This is a genomic window from Rhodococcus sp. WY5 (genome assembly GCF_018588185.1).
Lineage (GTDB): Bacteria > Actinomycetota > Actinomycetes > Mycobacteriales > Mycobacteriaceae > Rhodococcus_F > Rhodococcus_F qingshengii.
This window is the reverse complement of sequence record NZ_JAAMPR010000001.1, coordinates 2,726,702-2,747,848: the sequence shown is the minus strand read 5'-3', so window position 1 is coordinate 2,747,848 and position 21,147 is coordinate 2,726,702. Positions and strand designations below refer to the sequence as shown.

The following is a 21,147-nucleotide window of genomic DNA, read 5'->3' as shown; positions in this document are numbered from 1 at the left end:
CATGATGAATTCCCTCGAACCCACTGACCGGCGACGATGGGCAGCACTGGGCGCCCTCTGCACATCCCTCGTCGTAGTCACGATCGACAACACCATCCTCAACACCGCTATCCCGACCCTTGCCCGCGAACTGCGGGCGACCACCGTCGACCTGCAATGGATCACCAACGCATACACATTGGCGTTCGCCGCCTTGCTCATCACGGCAGGTGGACTCGGCGCGAGATTCGGTCACCGTCGGATACTTCTGACCGGCCTCACCTTGTTCGCCCTCGGGTCAGCCTTCGCTGCCCTCTCTCACACGTCGTTGCAGCTGATCGGATGGAGAACAGTGATGGGGGCAGCCGCCGCACTGGTCATGCCGGCGACGCTGTCACTTGTCGTCTCGATGTTCGCCCCGCACGAGAGAGGCCGGGCGATAGGAATCTGGTCTGCAACCGCCGGACTGGGAATCGCGATCGGCCCCGTAGCCGGTGGCGTACTACTCGAACATTTCAGTTGGGGAAGCGTCTTCTGGATAAACGTCCCACTGGTCGCCGGTGTGATCGCCGCGACGGTTTTTCTTGTGCCCCCGGCAAGAGGGATCACGAAGGGTTCGTTCGACGTCCCCGGACTCCTGCTGTCCGCCGGCGGACTGGCTTTGATCGTGGATGCCCTCACCCAGGCAAGCCTTCGCGGATGGTCGTCGCCCGTCACGGTGCTGGAGATCGTCAGCGCAACAGCACTTCTCGCCGGATTCGTCTGGTGGGAGCTGCGGGCCTCGGCGCCGATGACCGACGTGCGCATCTTCACCAGTCGAGTGTTCAGCATCTCCAATGCCATCTTGGCCGTAACGTTCTTCGCCCTTTTCGGAGTTCTCTTCACGTACACGCAATACCTCCAATTAGTTCGTGGTTACGGTCCATTGGTCGCCGGCGTCGGTGCAGTTCCGTTTGCGATAGTGATGGCGGCTGTCGCCTCCAGCAGCGATCGTATGGTCGGCCGATTCGGCGTGCGCAGTTCGATCGCGAGCGGTCTCGCAGTCATGTCCGCGGGACTGTTGGTCCTGTCGATCGCAGCAGATAGGTACGCACCGTTCGGAATCCTGGCTGCGATCATGGCACTGGTCGGCGCGGGGATGGGGTTGGTCATGGCTCCGGCCACAACCACGTCGATGGCTTCGGTTGCGCCCCAGCAGGCTTCGATGGCCAGTTCGATCAACAGCGTCGTGCGAGAGTTGGGTGGAGTTCTGGGCGTCGCCGTCATCGGGACGGTCGTAGCCACCGATTTCCGGTCCCGCTTCGAACCCGGAGTCGACACTTCCACAGCCGATCCGGCGCAGATCCATGCCGGCGCTCCCCCCGCGAGTGCCTTGACCGACGCAGCGAACCAGGCTTACACCTCGGCGATGAGTACCGGAATCCAAATCTGTGCCGCAGTCGCGTTCGTCGGTGCGTTGGCCGTCATTGCACTGTTTCCCGCACCACGTCGCCCGGTTTCTTGTCCTCCCGCAGACCTCGCCAACTCGGATGACGCAGACGCTCGGTCTTCGTCCAATCCATGAAACGCACCTCACCGACGAGTTCCGGCCTCACCCACACCGCACCCTTGCGGTCATCTGCTGGAAGTTCCTCCCCGAACGGACTTTCCTTCTGACGCAGCGGTTCCAGTGTCGCAAGTAAAGACTCCAAGTCGCGATCACTGAAGCCGGTACCGACGCGCCCCACGTAGGTCAATCCATCCTCACCCGGAATTCCCATGAGCAGCGCCCCGATCCCCTGTGCTCGATTGCCCTGCCCGGTGCGCCACCCTCCGATCACCACCTCTTGAGTGCGCCAGTTCTTCACCTTGATCCAACTCGACCCACGCCGCCCCGGAAGGTAGACCGATGCACGACGTTTGGCGACAATCCCTTCCCATCCGGCATCGGTACTCACCTCCAACGCGTTCTCCGCCGTGCCCTCGATCTGTGGAGGTACCTCGAGCTCACCGACCTTGCCCGCCAACGCATTCAACACGGTGCGCCGGTCCGAGTAGGATTTCCGCAGCAAAGACACTCCGTCGAGGTACAGAAGATCGAAGGCCAGGAACACCGGCTCCCCACCTCGCTGGAGAAGACCGAAATCGGTGACCCCCGCGTCGTTGTACGCCACCACTTCACCGTCGAGAACCACGTCATGACCGTCCAGCACCTCGGCCAACCCGGCAAGGGCGGGATAGTCCCCGGTCTTGTCGTTACCCGCGCGACTGCGAAGTGACATTGTGCCCGAATGATATTCGAGAATCACTCGGATCCCGTCCCACTTACCTTCGAAAGCCCACTCCTGCGAGTCGAGACCTTCGAGCGTTCCAGCGGTGGCAAGCATCGGCTCGAGATTCTTGGGAAACTCCGTTCCGAAACTCGCGTTCTGATCCTTCATCAGATGCATCAACCACTGGTCACCCTTCGTCCGGATCAGCGCGAAGCGTCCCTGCACCCGTTTCCCACTGAGGCGCACGATCACCTCGTCTTCACGCCACTTCTCGGTCTCGTACGTCCCGGAATCCCAAATCGTCATCGAACCGCCGCCGTACTCCCCCTTCGGAATCGTGCCCGAGAACGTGGCGTACTCGAGCGGGTGATCCTCGGTGTGCACGGCCAACCGATTCTCTCCGGCACTGGTCGGCACGCCCTTCGGAACAGCCCAGGACACGAGCACACCATCCCGCTCCAGGCGAACGTCGTAATGCAATCGTCTGGCGTGATGTTCCTGAATCACAAAGGTATTGCCCGCTGTCTCCTTGGTCACCGCAGCAGGGATCGGCTCCGGCGTCCGGTCGGCCGACCGCTTGTTGCGATAGTGCGTCAACGTGTCGGCTACAGCCGCCGAGACCGGCGGATCCAGATCGCCCAACAGATCACCATCGGATTCGACGCGCTCCAGAACCTCGTCGAACAACAGATGCCGTAGTTTCGGATCGTCGAGTTCGTCCCAACTGCGCGGCGCGGCAACATAGGGCTGATCGCGACCGCGCATCGAGTACGGCGCAATGGTTGTCTTGGCTGCGTTGTTCTGACTCCAGTCCACGAAAATCTTGCCTGCCCGCACATTTCGAGCCATCGTCGCGGTGACGAGATCCGGGTGAAGCTTCTCGAGTCCGGTGGCGATCTGCTTGGCGACAGTCGACGCACCGCTGCCGTCCAAGGCTCGATCCAGTGGAACGTAGAGGTGAATTCCCTTGCTACCACTGGTTACCGGATAGGCAGTCCACCCCAGAGTTGCGACCAGATCTCGAATCGACCTCGCCACCTCGGCGCACTCGGTCAACCCGACGCCTTCGCCCGGGTCGAGATCGAATACCAGTCGTGTCGCCGGACCACGCTCGGAACCGTCGAATCGCCATTGGGGAACGTGCAATTCGAGTGCGGCCTGCTGCCCCAGCCACGCCAGGGATGCAACGGAATCGAAGACCGGGTAAGTGACGACACGATCAGAATGTTGCAGCGACGCACGCGTGAGCCACTGCGGGGCAGACGACGCCAGGTTCTTCTCGAAGAAGGACTGACCGTCCACGCCATTGGGCCAACGCTTTCGAGTACCCGGTCTACCGACGACATGCGGAAGCATGACTGCGGCGATACGGGTGTAGTAGTCGATGACTTCGGCCTTCGTGGTGCCGCTCTCGGGGTAGAGAATCTTGCCCAGATTGGTCACGGACACCGTTGTGCCATCGAGCGTGATCTGACCCCGATCCGTCGTTGCCATCTCCTCATTGTGCTGGATAGCACTGTGTCTGGATAGCGCTGCGTCTGGCAGTAGAAATCTGATGGATCGGAAACCTGCCGCTGTGCCAGGCCACGGGCAAGACTGGATTCTCGATGGGAGAGGAGACCACGATGACAGTTCGCAGTTCCGTGGAGCCGTTGGTGGACAACAACTGGCGGATGTTCGCCACCTGTAAAACAGTGGACCCGGCGGTGTTCTATTCGCCGGGTGAAGAGCGCGGACGCAATCGGGCTGCACGGGAGAGTTCCGCGAAGCAGGTGTGCTTCCGCTGCCCGGTCATTCGGGACTGCCTGACCTTTGCACTCGACACCGCTGAACCACACGGAGTATGGGGTGGGACGACACCGTCGGAGCGCCTTGCACTACGACGCTCAGCTGCGTGAACTCCGCTCACACGAGACCCCCGTCACGTCCGTACCGGACAAACAGGCAAGATGGCCTTGTGCCTATGACACGACGCGCTGTTGCCGTGACCGCGATCTTCGCTTGCTCGATCTTGTTGGGCTCGTGTTCGTCGCAGCCGGAGGCACCTGCGGCAGCGGACACCACGACCACGGTTCCCGAGGCATTCACCAAACTGCCCTCGACCACCGCCGTGGACAAGTGCGGACCCCAGAGCGGGACCACCCTCGAAGACGGTGTCTTGACCATCGCCACCGATTCGCCGGCGTACGCGCCGTGGTTCGTCGACAACACTCCGTCCAACGGCAAGGGCTTCGAGGGGGCGGTGACCCGGGCCGTCGTCGACAAACTCGGGTACAACGCCGATCAGGTTCGCTTCACCACGGTCGCCTTCAACGACGCACTGAAACCAGGCCCCAAGGATTTCGACTTCGACGTCAATCAGTTCACGGTTTCCGGGGATCGCCGCGAGAACGTCGACTTCAGCTCGCCGTATTACGCAGTGGCGCAGTCGGTGATCGCCTCGCGCGGGAGCAAAGCCGCTGAGGCAAAGAATCTTGCGGATCTGGCCGGCTACCGTTTGGGCGCTCAGACCGGTTCCACCAGCCTCGCGGCGATCACCGACACGATTGTTCCGACCACTGCGCCACGCGAGTTCGCGACCACGGACGACGCGAAAGCTGCGCTGGCCGCAGGCGAGATCGACGCACTGGTCGTCGACATCCCGACCGGATTTCACATCACCGAGAACGAACTGCCCGGGTCGGTCATCGTGGGTCAGTTTCCGCGGCCCAACGCGGTCACCGAATTCTTCGGGTTCGTGCTCGAGAAGAACAGTCCTCTGACGGCGTGCGTCTCTGCCGCCGTGGATGCGCTCTACGCCGACGGCACCCTCGAGAGACTCGCAACCGAATGGATCACGGACAGCGCCGACGCGCCAGTCCTCGAGTAGTTCAGCCGGCGCGCCCACTGATCGCGCCGACGAAGACCTTCGGGATGTCTGCCGGTGTCGGAGCGAAGTGGCTGTTGCCGCCGGTGAGAGCCGAAATCTGCTCGAGCACATCGGTATCGGCGTCATCGGTGACACCGATGGTGATGATCGGTACCGGCCGCGTCGGGTCCTGCTCGCGAGTCAGGGTGTCGAGAAGTTCCTGCAGCGAGATACTCGACGGATCATCGTTCGCACCGTCGGTCAGTAGAATCACCGAATTGATCGAGGCCGGATCGTAGGTCTGTTGCATGGACCGATACGCGGCGAGAACGCTGTCGTACAAACCTGTTCCGCCGCCGACGATCGAAGAGAGGCTGTCGATCCGAGACAGCAGTTTGCTCCGATGATCCGTGTCGCCTTCAGTTGCATCCATACGGGCGACAGGTTCGAGTTCGCGGTAGTCCGTGCCCTCGCCGAGGTCTACGGAGAATGCCCAGAGACCCAATTGTGCGTTGGCGGGAAACATTCGGATCGCAATGTCACCGGCCTGTGCAGTCGCGGCCATTCGAGTGACCCCGTCCTGCATGTAGTCCATGGACCCCGAGACGTCGACAACTGCCAGTGCACGGGAAGGCCTGGACAGAATCTCGTACCGCGCAAGCGCTTTGGCGACCACAGTCGGATCGGACGGCACCAGCGAGCCAACTTTTCCCACTCCACCGGCGACCGGCGGGGCCTGATCCGCGCCGCGGAACCCGAGGCCGGCAAGTACGGAGCGCCCGGTGTCCGATGTCAGCGCTGCCGCCAGCAGTTTGCCGGCGTCGACCGCCGCCGACGAGTCTGCACCCACACTTGCCATCGGGTAGTCCATGAAGACCGAACCGGACGACGGTACCGACGCGGTGAGTCGACTGTCCGCATGTGCGGCGAGATAAGCCTCGAAGGTCTGCTCGGTCGTCACCGCGGTCCCGCCGTCCGCGTCCACGGTTTGGATGCGTCCGGTCGAACCGGTTTCCTTCAGATTTCCGTACTGCGCTTGCGCCACCGGGACCAGGGCTGCCGAAATGGACGTGAGGTCCCCGCCCCGCGACTGGGCCTCGGCAAAGGCTGCCACGATCGGTGCGCTGGAGACGGCACTGGTGAGGGGATCGCCGATGTGCAGTGCTGGAGCGCCGAGGACATCCGTCCAAGCGGCGGGTGCCTCGCTACCCGGCGCCGAGACAGTGACAACAGGGGTGGACGCGACCGAGTTGCTGATCCGGCGAATCTCCTGCCCGCTAGCCGAAACCTTGTCCAACCATTCGCTCGAATCAGGGATCCACAGTGCGGGCGCCGAACCGTCGGCGATCGCCGCGACGGTGAGCACGGGATCTTGCGGCGTCACGCTGAGCGAGCTGCACCCGAGTTCCGTAGCGGGGATGGCAGCGGCGACAGCTTCGAGTCCCGAGGCGATCGACGGATCGGCCGCCACGGTCACGGTCTCCGGGTTCTCACAGCTGGTTGCCGTCGCCGCTGTGACAGCACTCGCACCGAGTTCTCCCTTGTCGCTGACGCTTTTGAACGTCACGGCGAATGCTGCGGTGCCACCGACTGCGACTACTGCCAAGAGTCCGATCAGAACCTGCACGGATCGAGGCATGGACGCAGGTGGTGCGCCGTACCCATGACGAGACGACATTGATCGAATCCTTTCCGGCGGGACCCGCATCAATAACCAACCGATGCCCGGTTTATCCCGCTGAAAAGAATCCTATCTCATGTTAGCGGTGAAGTAGCTCGATGTGGAAATCTCCACAACTAGGTGTAGATCTGGACAAACTGGGCCAGCGACTTCTCCACATCGCCTTTGAGCGCCCGCGCCACACTCGAACCGATCGGGCCGAACAACGGCGCGCCGCCCAACTCGACTGTCAGCGCGAGTTCCGACCCGTCGCCCTTTGCCTTGACGTCGAGTTCGAGACCGAGCTTGACCCCGCCCTTGCCGTCTCCCTTGAGCGAGATCGCCTTCGGGACGTCGTACTTCTTGATGGTCCACCGAACGCGGTTGCGCAGGCCCTTCACAGTCACGACCGAGCTGATCTCGGTGCCGACACCCAGTTGTTCGGGAAGTTCACTGCGCCATCCGTCGTGAACCACGAGCCAGTTTTCGTATCCACTGAGATCGGACGCCTTGTCCCACACTTCCTGAGGAGGAAGCGGAACGTCGATTTTCACTGTGAGCTTTGCCATGGCAGAACAATAAGCCCCGTGCGCCTTTTCCGTAACCAGAGGTACCAGAAAGACGCACGGGGCTTTGCCCCTCTTAGTGGCTGACAGCCTTTTCGACGCCGACACCGGTGAGGGAGCGAACTTCCATCTCCGCCTGCTTTGCCGGATCTTCGATCTTGTTACGTCCGATGTACGTACCGACGATGCCGAGGACGAATGCCAGCGGAATCGAGACGATGCCGGGGTTCGAGAGCGGGAACCAGGCGAAGTCGGAGTTCGGGAACATCGACGACGGCTTACCCGACACCGCCGGGGAGAACACGATCAGCGTCAAGCAGCTGATCAAACCGCCGTAGATGCTGAAGAGCGCACCGGTGGTGTTGAACTTCTTCCAGAACAACGAGTAGAGCAGGGTGGGCAGGTTCGCCGAGGCCGCCACTGCGAAGGCGAGGGCCACCAGGAAGGCGATGTTCTGCCCCATCGCCATGATGCCGAGAACGATGGAGACGAGTCCGATGACCACGACGGTGATTCGAGAAACTCGAACCTGCTGCTCCTCGGTTGCGTTGCCGCGCTTGATGACACTGGCGTAGATGTCGTGAGCGAACGACGCCGAAGCAGTGATCGCGAGACCGGCAACGACGGCGAGGATGGTCGCGAACGCCACCGCGGAGATGATGCCGAGGAAGATGGTGCCACCGAGCTCGAAGGCGAGAAGCGGAGCGGCCGCGTTCTCCTTACCAGGCGCTGCCAAGATCTTGTCCGGTCCGACCATGCTGGCCGCGCCGTAGCCGAGAACCAGTGTGAACAGGTAGAAGGCACCGATCAGCGCGATCGCCCAGGTCACCGAGCGGCGAGCTTCCTTGGCAGTGGGCACCGTGTAGAAGCGCATCAGCACGTGCGGCAGGCCCGCCGTGCCGAGCACCAAAGCGATTCCGAGAGAGATGAAGTCGAGCTTCGTCATTCCGGAAAGACCGTACTTGGCACCGGGCCCGAGGATGTCGCGTCCCTGCACACCCTTGGTGGTGGAACTGTTGACCATGTCCTGCGCATTGGCGAGCAACTGAGAGAAGTTGCCGCGCACTGCCCACAGAACGAGTACGAACATGATTCCGGCTCCGGCAACCAGCAGAACTGCCTTGACCATCTGTACGTAGGTGGTGCCCTTCATGCCGCCGACCAAGACGTACACGATCATCAGCACACCCACGATCGCGACGACGATCGACTGTCCCACCTTGCCGTCGATGTTGAGCAGCAGCGCGACAAGTCCACCGGCGCCGGCCATCTGGGCAAGAAGATAGAAGAGGGAAACGGCCAGAGTGGACAGGGCCGCCGCCATGCGCACCGGACGCTGCTTGAGTCGGAAGCTCAGCACGTCGGCCATCGTGAATCTGCCCGTGTTCCTGAGCAATTCGGCGACCAGGAGCAGTGCAACCAACCAGGCGACAAGGAAGCCGATGGAGTACAGGAAGCCGTCGTAGCCGTACACGGCGATCGCACCTGCGATACCGAGGAACGATGCCGCCGAGAGGTAGTCACCGGCGATGGCGAACCCGTTCTGCGGGCCGGTGAACTGCCCACCACCGGTGTAGAAGTCGGACGCCTTCTTGGTGGTCCGGCTGGCGCGGATCACCAGCGTCATGGTCACGACGACGAACGCGAGGAAGATCGCGATGTTGAAGGCTGGGTTTCCTACGTCCGTTCCGGACGCGGCGAGTGTGGTGATCACTGTGCGGGACCTTCCAGTTCTTCACGGATGGCGGCGGAGCGGGGATCGAGCTCACGACCGGCGAACTTCACGTACCACGCGGTGATGGCGAAGGTCGTGACGAATTGCCCGAGGCCGAGGATGATGCCGAGATTGATGTTGCCGAGGACCTTGGTGGCCATGAAGTCGTGGGCATAGGTAGCCAGGACGACGTACACCGCATACCAGAGCAGGAAGAATGCAGTGATGGGGAAAACGAACTTGCGCAGACGCGTTCGGAGTTCCTGGAATTCGGGACTCGCTTGCATGTCTATGAATGCCTGGGCATCCGGGGTGCGTCGCTCTTGCGGCGACCCCTCACTGATTTCTGCTGTGGACACTGCCGGCTCCTCGCCTCGCGTGTGAAGTGAACTACGCACAGACGTTAGTGAGATCGGAGTCACATGAAGACGCTGTGGCGCCAGTCACACGGTGAGCAGTCGCGCGCTGCGCCGAACGGTCAGGCAGGCGCGACCAACGGCAGAGGGTTCGGGCGGTGAAAGTCAGGGTTGGCGGAGATCGTCTTCGCGATCGGAGCCCATTCCGAGACGTTCCGGGGCGTGCATCCGCGTGAAGATTCGCGCAATATCTGCCGGTATCTGCTTCGACGACACCTTGCTCACGACGATCATCGTGAGGAACGCCAGCGGCACGCTCACCGCGGCCGGGAACGCGAAAATGGCTGCCGGCCAGCCACCGAGGACGTCCTCCGACAAACCACCCAGGACGGCGACAGTAGCGGCAGTGCCCGCAACACATCCACCGACAACCATCCCCGCCCCCGCGCCGACGGCGGTCAGACCGCGCCACCAGATACCCAATACGAGCAGTGGGCAGAGCGTCGACGCAGCGACTGCGAACACCAAACCGACGGTTCTCGAGAGGTCGACCGACACCACCGCCAGCGACAGCACGAGAGGAACGACCCCGGCCAGTAGCGCTGCAATACGGAAGTCTCGAACTCGACCACGGAGGACATCGGTACTGACGACGCCGGCGATGCTGACGAGCAATCCGGACGACGTCGACAGGAAAGCGGCGATGGCACCGGACGCCACGAGGGCTGCCAGCAGTTGTCCGCCCCACCCCGAGAACACCGAGCCCGGCAACAGCAGCACCGCCGCGTCAGAGGTGCCGGTGATCAGAAGTTGCGGGACGTACAGACGAGCGAAGACGCCGAGGAGTGTCGGAAACAGGTAGAACACGCTGACCAGACCGACAACGGCGAGCGACGTCAGACGGGCTGCCCGGCCGTCGGGGTTGGTGTAGAACCGGACGAGAACATGAGGAAGGCCGAGCGTTCCGAGGAAGGTCGCGAGCATCAGCGAGTACACCTGGTACATCGGGTGCGGCCCACCGAAACCCCAACCCGGGGTGATCCAGTCAGAGTTCTGCGCGGGCGCTCCGGCGACGACAGGGACAGCGGCTCCCGCGTCGAGGACCATGGACATGCCTTCACCGAGAGTGTGCTCCCCCGGCCCCAGGGTCATCGTGCCTTCGACCGCTCGCCCGTCGACTGTGCCGCCGCTGACCGTCACCGGCTCGGACACCTGGACGACGACGTCGGTGGTGATGTCGACGGTCGTCGCAGTGGTGACCGTCGGCGGCATCGACGCGCCGACGTCGTGGTGATCGCCGAAGCAGTAGAAGGTCAGTGCCACAGCGGGAATCGCGACGGCAGTCAGTTTCAGCCAGTACTGGAAGGCCTGAACGAAGGTGATCGAGCGCATCCCGCCGCCGACGACGTTGGCGATGACGATGACCCCGACCGCTACGCCGCCGATCCAACTGGGAACCCCGAGCAAGATATTGAGCGTCAGTCCCGCGCCTTGGAACTGTGGAATCAAATACAGGATGCACACCATCGCGACCACGAGCATCGCGAGCTTGCGCAATCGCGGTGAGCCGAGACGGAACTCGGCGAAATCGGGGACGGTATACGCACCGGAACGCCGAAGCGGCGCTGCGACGAACAGCAGCAGGGCGAGGTATCCGGCGGTGAAGCCGATGGGATACCAGAGTGCGTCGGCGCCGTACTTGGCGACCAGCCCCGCAACACCGAGAAACGAAGCAGCAGAGAGGTACTCGCCGGAGATGGCCGTCGCATTCCACCGCGCACTGACGGTTCTGGACGCGACGAGAAAGTCCGAGGTGGTACGAGCGAGCCGAACGCCGTAGATTCCGATAGCCACCGTCGCGACAGCTGCTGCCACGATGCCGAGCACCGTCAACACCGGGATAGGTTGTCCTCCCACAGTGCCGCGCTCAGTCGTCCACGATGTCGTTGAAGTCCTGCTCGTTTCGCTCCGCACGACGCACGAACACCCAACCGGTCGTCAACAGCAAGGGATACACGGCGCCGCCCATCACGAGCCACGGCAACCGGATGCCAAGGACCGCGACCTCCGACAGCGTCGGGAAGAGATGCGTCAGCAGCGGCACCGCACACAGGAGCCCGGCTGCGACGACGGCAAGGCGAATCGCCAGTCCCAACTGCGCGCGAACGAGACCGCGGATCATGGCGTCACCGACTTCGGTCTGTTCCTGCACCTCCACCCGTGTTCGCACGATCCGTGCGCCACTACGTTGCGCCAACACAACGCGCTCACGCTGCGGAGGATCGGACTGCGACGTCACCGCGACAACCAACTCTGCTTGGGCGCACGAACCAGTCGATCCTTGAGTTCACGGGTGTGTCTGCGACTGACCGGAAGCTCGACGGGAGGCTTGTCGCCGTGCGGGCGCAGACAGACCACCAATCCACTGCCTACTGTTCGGATGCCGGTGACCAGCGCCAGAGATACCAGGTAGGAGCGGTGCACACGCAAGAAGCCCGCGTCGGCCCAGCGTGATTCGAGCGTCGAGATCGGGATGCGCACCAGGTGCGATTTTCCAGCGGTGTGCAAACGCGCGTAGTCCCCGTCGGCTTCCACCCACTCCACCGAGGAACGCTGAACGAGCGTCGTGACACCGCCCAGTTCCACCGGGATCACCTCGTCCGTGGGCGCAGCTTCGGGTTTGCTCTCACTCTTGGTGCGCCCGGCGAGCCCCACGATCCGCTGAACGGCCTGAGCGAGACGCTCCTCCCGGAGCGGTTTGAGCAGGTAGTCGACGGCGCCGAGATCGAATGCGTCAACCGCTCGATCGTCGTGCGCTGTCACGAACACCACGGGCGGTGGCGTCGCGAAATTGGAGAGGATGCCTGCCAGTTCGAGACCGTCGAGTCCGGGCATGTTGATGTCGAGAAACACCGCGTCGATGCTTCCACCGCGCAGTATCCGCAACGCTGTCGTCGCATCCGATGCCGTGTGAACGTGCGCCACCGAGTCCTCGGCGCGCAGCAAGAAGGCCAGCTCGTCGAGGGCTGGTTTCTCGTCGTCGACGGCAAGGACGGTCAGCTGGGCATCAGTGTCAGTCTCGTTCACAACAGGTCCATGTTCCCACGACGGTTTCAGCCTGATCATCGAAGGCGAGAATCAGACGTGAATACCCTGCTTGAACTTGGGAACACGCATGCTGACCTTCGTACCGGCACCCGGCGCTGTCTCCACCACGAGTCCGTAGTCGTTGCCGAACGCGGCACGAAGTCTGTCGTCGACGTTGGCCAAACCGACGTGAGCAGCTTCTCGTGCGCTGGGTCGCCCCGATCCCGACTCGATGGCGTCGAGCGAACCGGAGCGCAGTAGTTCGGGGTCCATCCCCACACCGTCGTCCTCGACGCTGATGATGCAGTCCGGTCCCTCGTCCGCAGCCACGATGCTCACGGTCCCGCCCTCCGGCTTACTCGAAATGCCGTGACGAACCGCGTTCTCGACCAGCGGCTGGAGGGCAAGGAAAGGAAGAACCACGTTGAGCACTTCGGGTGCTATCTGAAGGCGGACGTTCAGAGCCTCCCCGAATCGCGCGCGTTCGAGGGTCAGGTAACGATCGATGTTGCGCAGCTCGTCGGCAAGCAGGGTGAACTCACCCGCAGATCGGAACGAGTACCGCGTGAAGTCCGCGAACTCGAGGATCAGTTCTCTGGCCCGCGCCGGATCGGTTCGAACAAACGATGCGACCGTGTTGAGCGCGTTGTAGATGAAATGAGGACTGATCTGTGCGCGCAGGGCACGCACTTCGGCTCGATCCAACAGGGCTCTGGACGCGTCGAGGTCGGCGAGTTCGATCTGACTGCAGGCATATCGTGCCACCTCGGTGACCGCTCCGAGCATTCCCGGCCACGGGTCCTCGCTGGTGACGATTCCCAGTACGCCGACCACGCCGATGTCCTCGATCAGCAGGGGCTGAGCGATCAGCGCTCGCACATGGTGATCGCTCGGTCCGCGCACCAGGTCCGAGTGCGTGACGAGTACCCGGCGTTCGCCTTCGATCGCACGAATGGCGGCGTCATGGAATTGTTCGGACAACGCTTCGTGACGGCCGTCCCACGCCAACAGGTTTCCCGACGCGTCTGCCAGGCCCAGACCGGAGCCGCCGGTCAGCTCGCGTAGGTGAGGCGCCGCCTCGGCGGCCGAATTCTCGTCGAGTCCACGCCGAAGTGGCCGCGCGGCAAGCGAAGCCGTGTGGAGAGCGGCATGGACTGCACGTTCGGTGGGGGTGGTCACCTCACGTCTGGTGCGCATCCACACAGCCGTCAGCGCCCCGGCCACTGCGAGAATCAGCACGCTGAGAAGCGCGACCACGGCCGGACTCAAGGCGAGTCCTCGTCCAGTTTCCGTATCAGTGTTTTCGGAGCCACCGTGCGGTACGCATCTTCGACGACGTCGGCTACGTCGTTCCAGAATTTCTCGTCCTCGGTCTCGTTGGCACTCGGAACGTCGAGGTACACGCCGATCCATCCCCGGCCACCCACGTACGGAGGGACGAAGAACCTCGACGGGTCACGACTGACCCAATCTGCCTGCGCCCCAGGTGGGGCCGCGGCCCAGATCGCGACGCGATCGTCGTGGTGGTGATCTGCCATGGTGACGAACTGCGGCGCCTTGCGCACGAACCACGACGCTTCACCGTGGCTGACCCGCTCGGTCGCCTCCGGCAATGCCAGTGCAAGAGCGCGGATTCGCTCCAACGGCGTCATCGATTCACGACCCGCAGGTATTCGGTGCCGGAACACCTGCAAATCGATCCTTCACCCACGCGACAGCTCCCGGCACAGCGGCGCCGTCCGCATGACCTTCGCCCGGTCGCGCCTGGAATTCGATGACGTCACCGTCGGCGCAGGCGCGTTCGACTGCCGCCTCGGTCCATTCCGGACGGATCAGGTTGTCATTGGTACCGACGACTACGTACATCGGACCGCTCGCGCGTTGACGGGGAAGAGCAACATCGCTGAGCCACGCGTGAATTCGGTCCGCATCCTCGGCGGTAGCCGGCCGCGTGTCGGCGGGCGTCACCTTTCCGACCAGACCCAACTTCTCCGTCGCCCGAGAGGTCAGGCACGAGGTGAGCAGGTCGTAGTTCTGCTCGAATGCGCCGCGCACGTAGTCGGTTCGTTCGAGGTCCGGATGGGTGAGGGACAGCCCTTCGAGTACATAGGGCAGCAGCAGTTGCTGAGGCAGTGACAGATTCACCTCGGAATCACTCGAGATGATCGGCGAGATGTCCGCTGCCGGGGACAGGTTTGCTGCACCGACGAATTCGAGTCCGTCGCCGTAGGTGTCGGCTTCCTCGGCTGCCGCCCAGGATGCCTGCCCGCCTTGGGACAGCCCCAGAGTTGCCCAACGAGTCGAGGTGTCCGGAACGACGTTGCGCGCCGCTCGAACCGCGTCGATGACGTTGAACGCCGCGGTGTCCGGTTGCAGGTAAGGATGCGGGTCCGGAGTGCCGAGGCCCTCGAAGTCGGAGACAGCGACCACGTATCCCGAGTCGAGGAACGGCGCGACCAGGCCGATCGTGCCGAACAGGGTCGGCGAGGCCGACGGCGCGCAGTCGTCCGAAATACCCGTCGTGCCATGGCCGATGGAGACGATCGGCCAACCGCCCTCCGGCGGAGTTCCAGGCGGCGTGAACACCGTTCCCGACACCTGAGTCTCTCGGCCGTCGATACCGGAGGTGGAGCCGTACAGGATTTTCACCGCGCTTGCTCCGGACGCCGCCACTTCGGCTGTGCTGGTGAAGGGTTCACTGTCGAACACGACGCCGCGTCGCGCGCTGCTCTCGACCGACGGGGTTGTCGTGGTCGAGGTGTCGGTGACGGAGACATCCGGCGAGGCATCCGATCCGCAGCCGACGCTCACGAGAAGTGCGCTCGCCACCACGACTCCCCAGACTGCGCGAACCCTCGAACTCCGAACAGTCATACGCAGTGTTCCCCTCTATTTGCCCGCACCGCTACCTGCTCGGCGACGCCTGACACGTTCCTCTGCTGCGGCCTCTTCGATGTCGAGTCCTTCCAATACGGTACGCAATACCTCGTCGTCGAGATCTCCGTCGTCACGTGCGGCGATCAGCGCAACTCGTTGCGAGCGCAGTGACTGATGCCGGAACTTGTCGAACAGAGCTCCCGCATTCCACAAGGCGGCCTCGCGATCGGCGTCCTCGTCGACCTCCTGGAGTTGAAGCCTCGCCTGCATCGAGCGTCGTACGCGTTCGACGATCGCCTGCAGTTCCTTCCCGTCGATCCCCGGCGGAGGGTGCGCGGCCGCGTCTGCCAACGCCTTCTCTCCCGCCTTGCGAGAAATGTTGCGGGCCAACTCCATCTGTTCCTGCGTGCGCAACTGCTCGTAAGGATCCGCGACGTCGAGGCGACGGATCATGAACGGCAAGGTAGATCCCTGGATGAGCAATGTCCCGACCGCGACGATGAACGCGATCGCCTGGATGACGCCGCGTCCGGGGAACGGCTCGCCGGACGAGAGTGCAAACGGGATACCGCCGGCCGCAGCAAGAGTGACGACGCCGCGCATTCCCGCCCACGAGACCACCAGATTCTGTTTCCACGTCAGTTGATTCTCGCGATCACGGCGCAGGGTTACACCGAATCGCACACGCGAGTAGCTCAGGAACAGCCACACCGGCCGAATCACGATGACAACGGCCAGGACTGCGAGACCGTACGCGAACACGTGAAGCACCGGAAGTCCGTCGGCGACAACATCGTCGATCACGAAGCTCAGCTGGAGCCCCATGTACGCGAAGACGAACATCTCGAGAAGAGTGTCCAGGCTCGACCACACCGAGCGCTCCTGCAATCGCGTCATGATCGACGCGTCCGTCGAATAGTGCCCGATCACCAGACCAGCGACCACAACGGCCAGAACACCGGACGCGTGTAGTTCTTCGGCGGCCAGGTAGGCAGCGAACGGAAGCACCAACCCCAAGCCGGTTTCCAGTGGAGAGTCGTACATGCGGGCACGAACGAACTTGACGACAAACGCGAGCACCAAGCCGACGACAACGCCGCCGATCACTTCGTACGCGAAGAACAACAGGGGCGAATCGGTGGCAATTCGCGTTCCGGTCACTGCTGCGACGGCGACGGTGAAGAGCGTGAGCGCGGTGGCGTCGTTGACGAGCCCCTCGCCCGTCAGGATGGCGATCACCCGTTTCGGGAGCCCGAGCTTCTGACCGACCGCCACCGCGCTGACGGCGTCGGTCGGCGCGATCACGGCCCCGAGCACCAGGGCGGCGCCGATCGTGAACTCGGGCACCATCCATTCGGCGAAGAAGGCAACCACGAACGCCGTCACCAACACCATTCCGACGCCGAGGCGCAAGATCGGGGCCAAGTTGCGTTTGAAGGTCGCCACCGAGAATTTCAGAGCGGCCGAGTAGAGAAGCGGCGGCAGGACCACACCGAGAATGACGTGGGGATCGAGTTCCGGCCGCGGCATACCGGGTATGAAGGATGCGACCGAACCTACCGTCACCAAAACCAGCGGGGCCTGCAGGTTTCGTCGATTGGACAGCCCGGTGACTGCGATGGCGGCAATGACGACCAGCAGAATCCAGGTGAAGTTCACGCGTTCATTCTGCCCGCCGACCCTAGGAGTTCACCCAGCGGACGCACAGAAGCCCGCAACCTTTTCGGTGACGGGCCCCTGAGCAACGGTGCTACCGAAAAACGGTATGCCGAATCCGGTATTACTGCTTTTCGGGAACAGCCTTCTTGGCGGCCTCAGCTGCCTTGTCGATCTGATCGCCGTACTTGTTGCCGGTCTTGTCGTCGGCGATGTCGGCGACCTTGTCGATAGCGTCGTGAACCTTGTCGGAGTTCTCCGCTGCGAGCTCCTGGCCCTTTTCGACCAATCCCTTGACGTTGTCCAAGAAACCCATGTCCGTGTCCTCTCCCGGTGCTGACGCACATCCTTCGGCGGAATCGTTCCTCCGCGCCCTTCGATTCTCACAGGTCGACGGCCTCTGCGCCAGAAAGCAGGTCCGTGCGTTCGAGCCGTGCGCAACTCGAGGTAGCGTTAACCCGCCAATAGCTGATTGACCACCCATCGACATCGACAGGTGCCCGGTTTGAATGCAGGACTGCGCGGGACGGGGAGCGACCCCTACCCCACGCGTGAACTGCTGTCCCGGTGGTGGTCGGATCGCACCGATTACACCTGGCTCCCCCGATTCCTCGACACTCGCGGGCTGACCGTTCCCGGACGCAAATTAGTCGCGGTGTGGTGTTTTCTCTTCGCCCTGATCGCGGCGACCATGCAGTTGAGCCGCTTCGGTTCCGACACCGCCCTGGCGCGGTCGATCTTCGCCCTCGGAACTATCAGTGGCGCCTATGCGGGCTACCGCTGGGCGCGTAATGAATCGTGGCCAACTTGGCGACAATCCGTGGCCTTTGTCGTCTGGGCCGACCTGTGGCTCGCCGTCACTCTCTTCTTCGCCGTACGCACCGCTTTCGTCGGAACCATCGGCTGCATCCTGTTCATCATGATCGGCTTCTATGCGGCGATAGTTCACAGCCCTCGCGTTGCCATCAGCCACATCGGTTGGGCTCTTGCTGTCTGCACGACGCTCGCTGCCATGGCGATGTCCGAGCCGGTCAACGACGACTGGGTGGTCGTGAATCTCTATCTGATGGTTGCCGGTGTGGTTTTCTCCACCGCGTGGATTCTGCAGATCGTCTGGCTGCGCCTGACCGACGACGCACGCAACGCCCACCGGGACTACCTCACCGCGACACTCAATCGCCGCGGACTCCGGGACGAGGCACAGCATCTGCTGCGCAGTGATCGAACGCAGGCTCTGATCGCACTACTCATCGACGTCGACTCGTTCAAAAACCTCAACGACACACACGGCCACGTCGCGGGCGACGACGCGTTGACCGCTGTCGCCGACCGCCTCATCGCTGCCGCCGGACCCGATGCGGTGGTGGCTCGAATCGGTGGAGACGAGTTCGTCGTCCTGCGCGGAGTCGATCGAGGAGATATCGAGCAGGTCGCCACCGAGATACATTCGGCGGTCTCGTCCGACTCCGATCCCTATCCTGTGTCCGCCAGTACCGGCGTCAGCGTCTATCTGAGTCCCGAGACGGACTTACCGGATCGAGCTGTCAACGAACTGATCGAGCACGCAGACAATGCGATGTACCGAGCCAAGAAGCGCGGCGGCGATCGCATTGCCTGGGTGCAGATGTTCAGGCGCTGAAACTACTCACTCACTGTGGGCATGGTGATGCTCGCCGGGCAGGTCGTCGGGTGTCGCGAACATCTTTCGTTTCTCCCCGTGCAGGCGTGCGCTGATCCACCACGAGAGTTCCACGAGTACAACGCCGATCGCGCCGAGGGTGATCGCGAGCGTCGTCGCAGCGACGTTGCTCGGATCCAGTTTGAAGAACTCGCGGGTGAACGGCAGCGCGAACAGGATGAGGTATCCGGCCACCGACCCGCCGATCAGAACGAGCTTCCACCAGACGTACGGCCGAGCCACGACGGCCAGAACCCACACGGCGATCATGATCAACGTGATGAGCGCACTGGTTCCGGCCTGGATCTTCTGGGTTTCCGTCTGGTCCGGGCCTTGGTAAGCCAATACGTAGGAGATGAACGTGGTGATGCCGATGATCAGGCCCGACGGCAACGCCAGACGCATCACGCGCGAGACGAAACCGGTTCGCGCGCGCTCGTTGTTGGGTGCCAGAGACAAGATGAAGGCCGGGATACCGATCGTGAACCACGCTGCGATCGTGACGTGGCGGGGCAGGAACGGGTACGGCAGCGGTTCGAAGTCGAAGACCTGGGACAGGACGCCGGTGATGCCGATCAGGAACGCAAGCACCACCGAGTAGACGGTCTTGGTCAGGAACAGATTCGACACACGCTCGATGTTGCCGATCACTCGGCGGCCTTCCGCGACGACGTACGGGAGCGTCGCGAACTTGTTGTCCAGCAGCACGATCTGGGCCACGGCTCGGGTAGCCGGGCTGCCCGACCCCATCGAGACTCCGATGTCGGCGTCCTTGAGAGCGAGCACGTCGTTGACGCCGTCACCGGTCATCGCGACGGTATGTCCGCGAGACTGCAAGGCCGCGACCATTTCCCGCTTCTGATCCGGTCGCACTCGACCGAACGTCGTTGCTCCGTCGAGAGTGTCCGCCAGCTTTTCCTGATCGCTGGGCAGCTCTCGCGCGTCGATGGGGCGGTCGCCGCCTTCGAGTCCGAGGGATCCGGCAACGGCGCCGACGGAAACCGCGTTGTCGCCGGAAATGACCTTGACCGCGACCTTCTGGCTGGCGAAGTACTCCAACGTCTCCTGGGCGTCCGGGCGCACTTTCTGCTCGAGCACGACCAGAGCTTCGGGGGTGACGGTGCCAGGGGCGTCGGCGTCGTCGACGGGGAGGTCGCTGCTGCCGAGCATGAGGACACGAAGTCCGCTCGAACCCACTTCCTCGGCCTTGCGGGCCATTTCCGAGTCGGGATCGAGCAGCACGTCCGGGGCACCGAGTACCCAGTTGCCGTGACTGCCGTACGACTGGCCGCTCCACTTCTTCGCCGAGGAGAACGGCGCCACCGCTGTCGCTTCGCCCCACCCGGAGTCGTCGGAGAGAGACTCGCGAATCGCCAGGACACTCGCGTTGGGGCGAGGGTCGGACGCGGCCATCGCGCTCAACGCGGACTTGACCGCAGTCTCCCCCGATCCACCCGGTGCGACGTCGACCTCGGACAGCCGCATACCGTTCTCGGTCAGCGTTCCGGTCTTGTCCGCGCACACCACGTCGACACGAGCCAGACCCTCGATCGCCGGCAACTCCTGAACGAGGCACTGGCGCTTGCCCAACCGGATCACACCGACCGCAAATGCAATGGACGTCATGAGCACAAGGCCTTCGGGAACCATCGGAACCAGAGCTGCCACCATGCCGTTGAGTGCCGGTCGGATCGGCAGGCCGATCGTGAAGAGCTGATTGAAGATGATCAGCGCACCCGCCGGAATCATCAGGTAGGTGATGAACTTCAGGATCTTGTCGATGCCGCTGCGCAGTTCGGAATGCACGAGGGTGAACTTGCTCGCCTCTTCGGCCAGCTTGGCCGCGTATGCATCGCCGCCGACCTTGGTGGCGCGATATGCACCACTGCCCGCGGCAACAAAACTGCCCGACAACACTTGCTGGCCGCTCGCCTTGTGAACCGGATCGGCCTCACCGGTGAGCAGCGATTCGTCGACCTCGAGTGCAGCCGAACTGACCACCTCACCGTCGACGACTATCTGGTCACCGGATCCGAGTTCGATAATATCGTCGAGCACAACATCTTTGGGCGCCATCGCCACGGCGACGCCGTCACGCCTGACCATGGGCTTGGCCTGACTCACGATGGCCAGAGCGTCGAGCGTGCGCTTGGCGCGGATCTCCTGGATGATGCCGATACCGCTGTTCGCGATGATCAGCAGTCCGAACATGCCGTCGATGATCGAACCCGTCGCGAGCACGATCACCAACAACACGGTCAGGATCGCGTTGATGCGAGTGAAGACGTTGCCGCGAATGATGTCCTTGACCGAGCGAGACGCCCGATCCGGTACATCGTTGGTTTGTCCCGACGCGATCCTTGCTGCAACCTGATCGGCGGTCAGACCGCGGGCGACGTCGACGTCGTCCGGCAATCGCTCAGGCGCTACCGCCACTGCTGTCTCTTCTGAACTGGTGTGCTCGTGAGCCATGG

At 63.0% G+C, this 21,147-nt stretch carries 18 protein-coding genes; 4 read left to right on the top strand and 14 right to left on the bottom strand.

Features of this window, described 5'->3' with window-relative positions:
* The first annotated feature begins 1 nt into the window (after position 1).
* Complete coding sequence (locus G4D79_RS12885) at positions 2–1,543, top strand: MFS transporter (RefSeq protein ID WP_099698283.1); 1,542 nt, start codon at positions 2–4, stop codon at positions 1,541–1,543.
* Here the strand turns inward: G4D79_RS12885 and G4D79_RS12880 are convergent.
* Complete coding sequence (locus tag G4D79_RS12880) at positions 1,443–3,725, bottom strand: ATP-dependent DNA ligase (RefSeq protein ID WP_099698284.1); 2,283 nt, start codon at positions 3,723–3,725, stop codon at positions 1,443–1,445. The two genes, G4D79_RS12885 and G4D79_RS12880, sit on opposite strands and share 101 nt — an antisense overlap.
* A gap of 131 nt (positions 3,726–3,856) precedes the next feature.
* Between G4D79_RS12880 and G4D79_RS12875 the strand changes: the two genes are divergently transcribed.
* Together G4D79_RS12875 and G4D79_RS12870 are read left to right on the top strand one after the other, a co-directional pair.
* Complete coding sequence (locus G4D79_RS12875) at positions 3,857–4,129, top strand: WhiB family transcriptional regulator (RefSeq protein WP_050654722.1); 273 nt, start codon at positions 3,857–3,859, stop codon at positions 4,127–4,129.
* Between the two features lie 65 nt (positions 4,130–4,194).
* Positions 4,195–5,100 carry a transporter substrate-binding domain-containing protein gene (locus G4D79_RS12870; RefSeq protein WP_099698285.1) on the top strand — a complete coding sequence of 302 codons (906 nt, stop codon included), beginning with the start codon at positions 4,195–4,197 and terminating at the stop codon, positions 5,098–5,100.
* A gap of 1 nt (position 5,101) precedes the next feature.
* On the opposite strand, the gene G4D79_RS12865 is transcribed toward G4D79_RS12870, so the two are convergent.
* The 12 genes from G4D79_RS12865 to G4D79_RS12810 all read right to left on the bottom strand — a co-directional run bounded on the left by G4D79_RS12865 (position 5,102) and on the right by G4D79_RS12810 (position 17,311).
* Positions 5,102–6,757, bottom strand: a complete 1,656-nt coding sequence (locus tag G4D79_RS12865; protein ID WP_099698286.1) for a substrate-binding domain-containing protein — start codon at positions 6,755–6,757, stop codon at positions 5,102–5,104.
* A gap of 119 nt (positions 6,758–6,876) precedes the next feature.
* Positions 6,877–7,308 carry an SRPBCC family protein gene (locus tag G4D79_RS12860; protein ID WP_003939735.1) on the bottom strand — a complete coding sequence of 144 codons (432 nt, stop codon included), beginning with the start codon at positions 7,306–7,308 and terminating at the stop codon, positions 6,877–6,879.
* 73 nt (positions 7,309–7,381) lie between these two features.
* Positions 7,382–9,019 carry a cation acetate symporter gene (locus G4D79_RS12855; protein ID WP_007727752.1) on the bottom strand — a complete coding sequence of 546 codons (1,638 nt, stop codon included), beginning with the start codon at positions 9,017–9,019 and terminating at the stop codon, positions 7,382–7,384.
* Entirely contained in the window at positions 9,016–9,378 is a 363-nt protein-coding gene (locus G4D79_RS12850) for a DUF485 domain-containing protein (RefSeq protein ID WP_003939976.1), read from the bottom strand. The genes G4D79_RS12855 and G4D79_RS12850 overlap by 4 nt, the downstream gene beginning before the upstream one ends.
* 162 nt (positions 9,379–9,540) lie before the next feature.
* Positions 9,541–11,292 carry a cation acetate symporter gene (locus G4D79_RS12845; RefSeq protein WP_214514241.1) on the bottom strand — a complete coding sequence of 584 codons (1,752 nt, stop codon included), beginning with the start codon at positions 11,290–11,292 and terminating at the stop codon, positions 9,541–9,543.
* 10 nt (positions 11,293–11,302) lie between these two features.
* On the bottom strand, positions 11,303–11,674 hold the full coding sequence (locus G4D79_RS12840) for a membrane protein (RefSeq protein WP_003939880.1): 372 nt from the start codon (positions 11,672–11,674) through the stop codon (positions 11,303–11,305).
* On the bottom strand, positions 11,671–12,462 hold the full coding sequence (locus G4D79_RS12835) for a LytTR family DNA-binding domain-containing protein (RefSeq protein WP_003939723.1): 792 nt from the start codon (positions 12,460–12,462) through the stop codon (positions 11,671–11,673). Before G4D79_RS12835 ends, G4D79_RS12840 begins: the two co-directional genes overlap by 4 nt.
* 51 nt (positions 12,463–12,513) lie before the next feature.
* On the bottom strand, positions 12,514–13,731 hold the full coding sequence (locus G4D79_RS12830) for a sensor histidine kinase (RefSeq protein ID WP_030534943.1): 1,218 nt from the start codon (positions 13,729–13,731) through the stop codon (positions 12,514–12,516).
* The gene (locus G4D79_RS12825) at positions 13,728–14,114 is read right to left on the bottom strand and encodes an MmcQ/YjbR family DNA-binding protein (RefSeq protein WP_064687569.1); all 387 of its coding nucleotides are present in this window, start codon (positions 14,112–14,114) and stop codon (positions 13,728–13,730) included. Before G4D79_RS12825 ends, G4D79_RS12830 begins: the two co-directional genes overlap by 4 nt.
* Positions 14,115–14,118: 4 nt before the next feature.
* Positions 14,119–15,336 carry a lipase family protein gene (locus G4D79_RS12820; protein WP_099698287.1) on the bottom strand — a complete coding sequence of 406 codons (1,218 nt, stop codon included), beginning with the start codon at positions 15,334–15,336 and terminating at the stop codon, positions 14,119–14,121.
* Between the two features lie 15 nt (positions 15,337–15,351).
* Positions 15,352–16,998 carry a Na+/H+ antiporter gene (locus tag G4D79_RS12815; protein WP_003939739.1) on the bottom strand — a complete coding sequence of 549 codons (1,647 nt, stop codon included), beginning with the start codon at positions 16,996–16,998 and terminating at the stop codon, positions 15,352–15,354.
* A gap of 121 nt (positions 16,999–17,119) precedes the next feature.
* A complete protein-coding gene (locus G4D79_RS12810; RefSeq protein ID WP_003940164.1) occupies positions 17,120–17,311 on the bottom strand; it encodes an antitoxin in 192 nt (63 codons plus the stop codon).
* 180 nt (positions 17,312–17,491) lie between these two features.
* Here G4D79_RS12810 and G4D79_RS12805 point away from each other — a divergent pair, with 180 nt between their 5' ends.
* Positions 17,492–18,634, top strand: a complete 1,143-nt coding sequence (locus tag G4D79_RS12805; RefSeq protein WP_099698288.1) for a diguanylate cyclase — start codon at positions 17,492–17,494, stop codon at positions 18,632–18,634.
* Positions 18,635–18,640: 6 nt separating this feature from the next.
* Here the strand turns inward: G4D79_RS12805 and G4D79_RS12800 are convergent, their stop codons facing one another.
* Positions 18,641–21,145: a cation-translocating P-type ATPase gene (locus G4D79_RS12800; RefSeq protein ID WP_003940410.1), complete on the bottom strand. Its 2,505-nt coding sequence runs from the start codon at positions 21,143–21,145 to the stop codon at positions 18,641–18,643.
* Between the last annotated feature and the right edge of the window lie 2 nt (positions 21,146–21,147).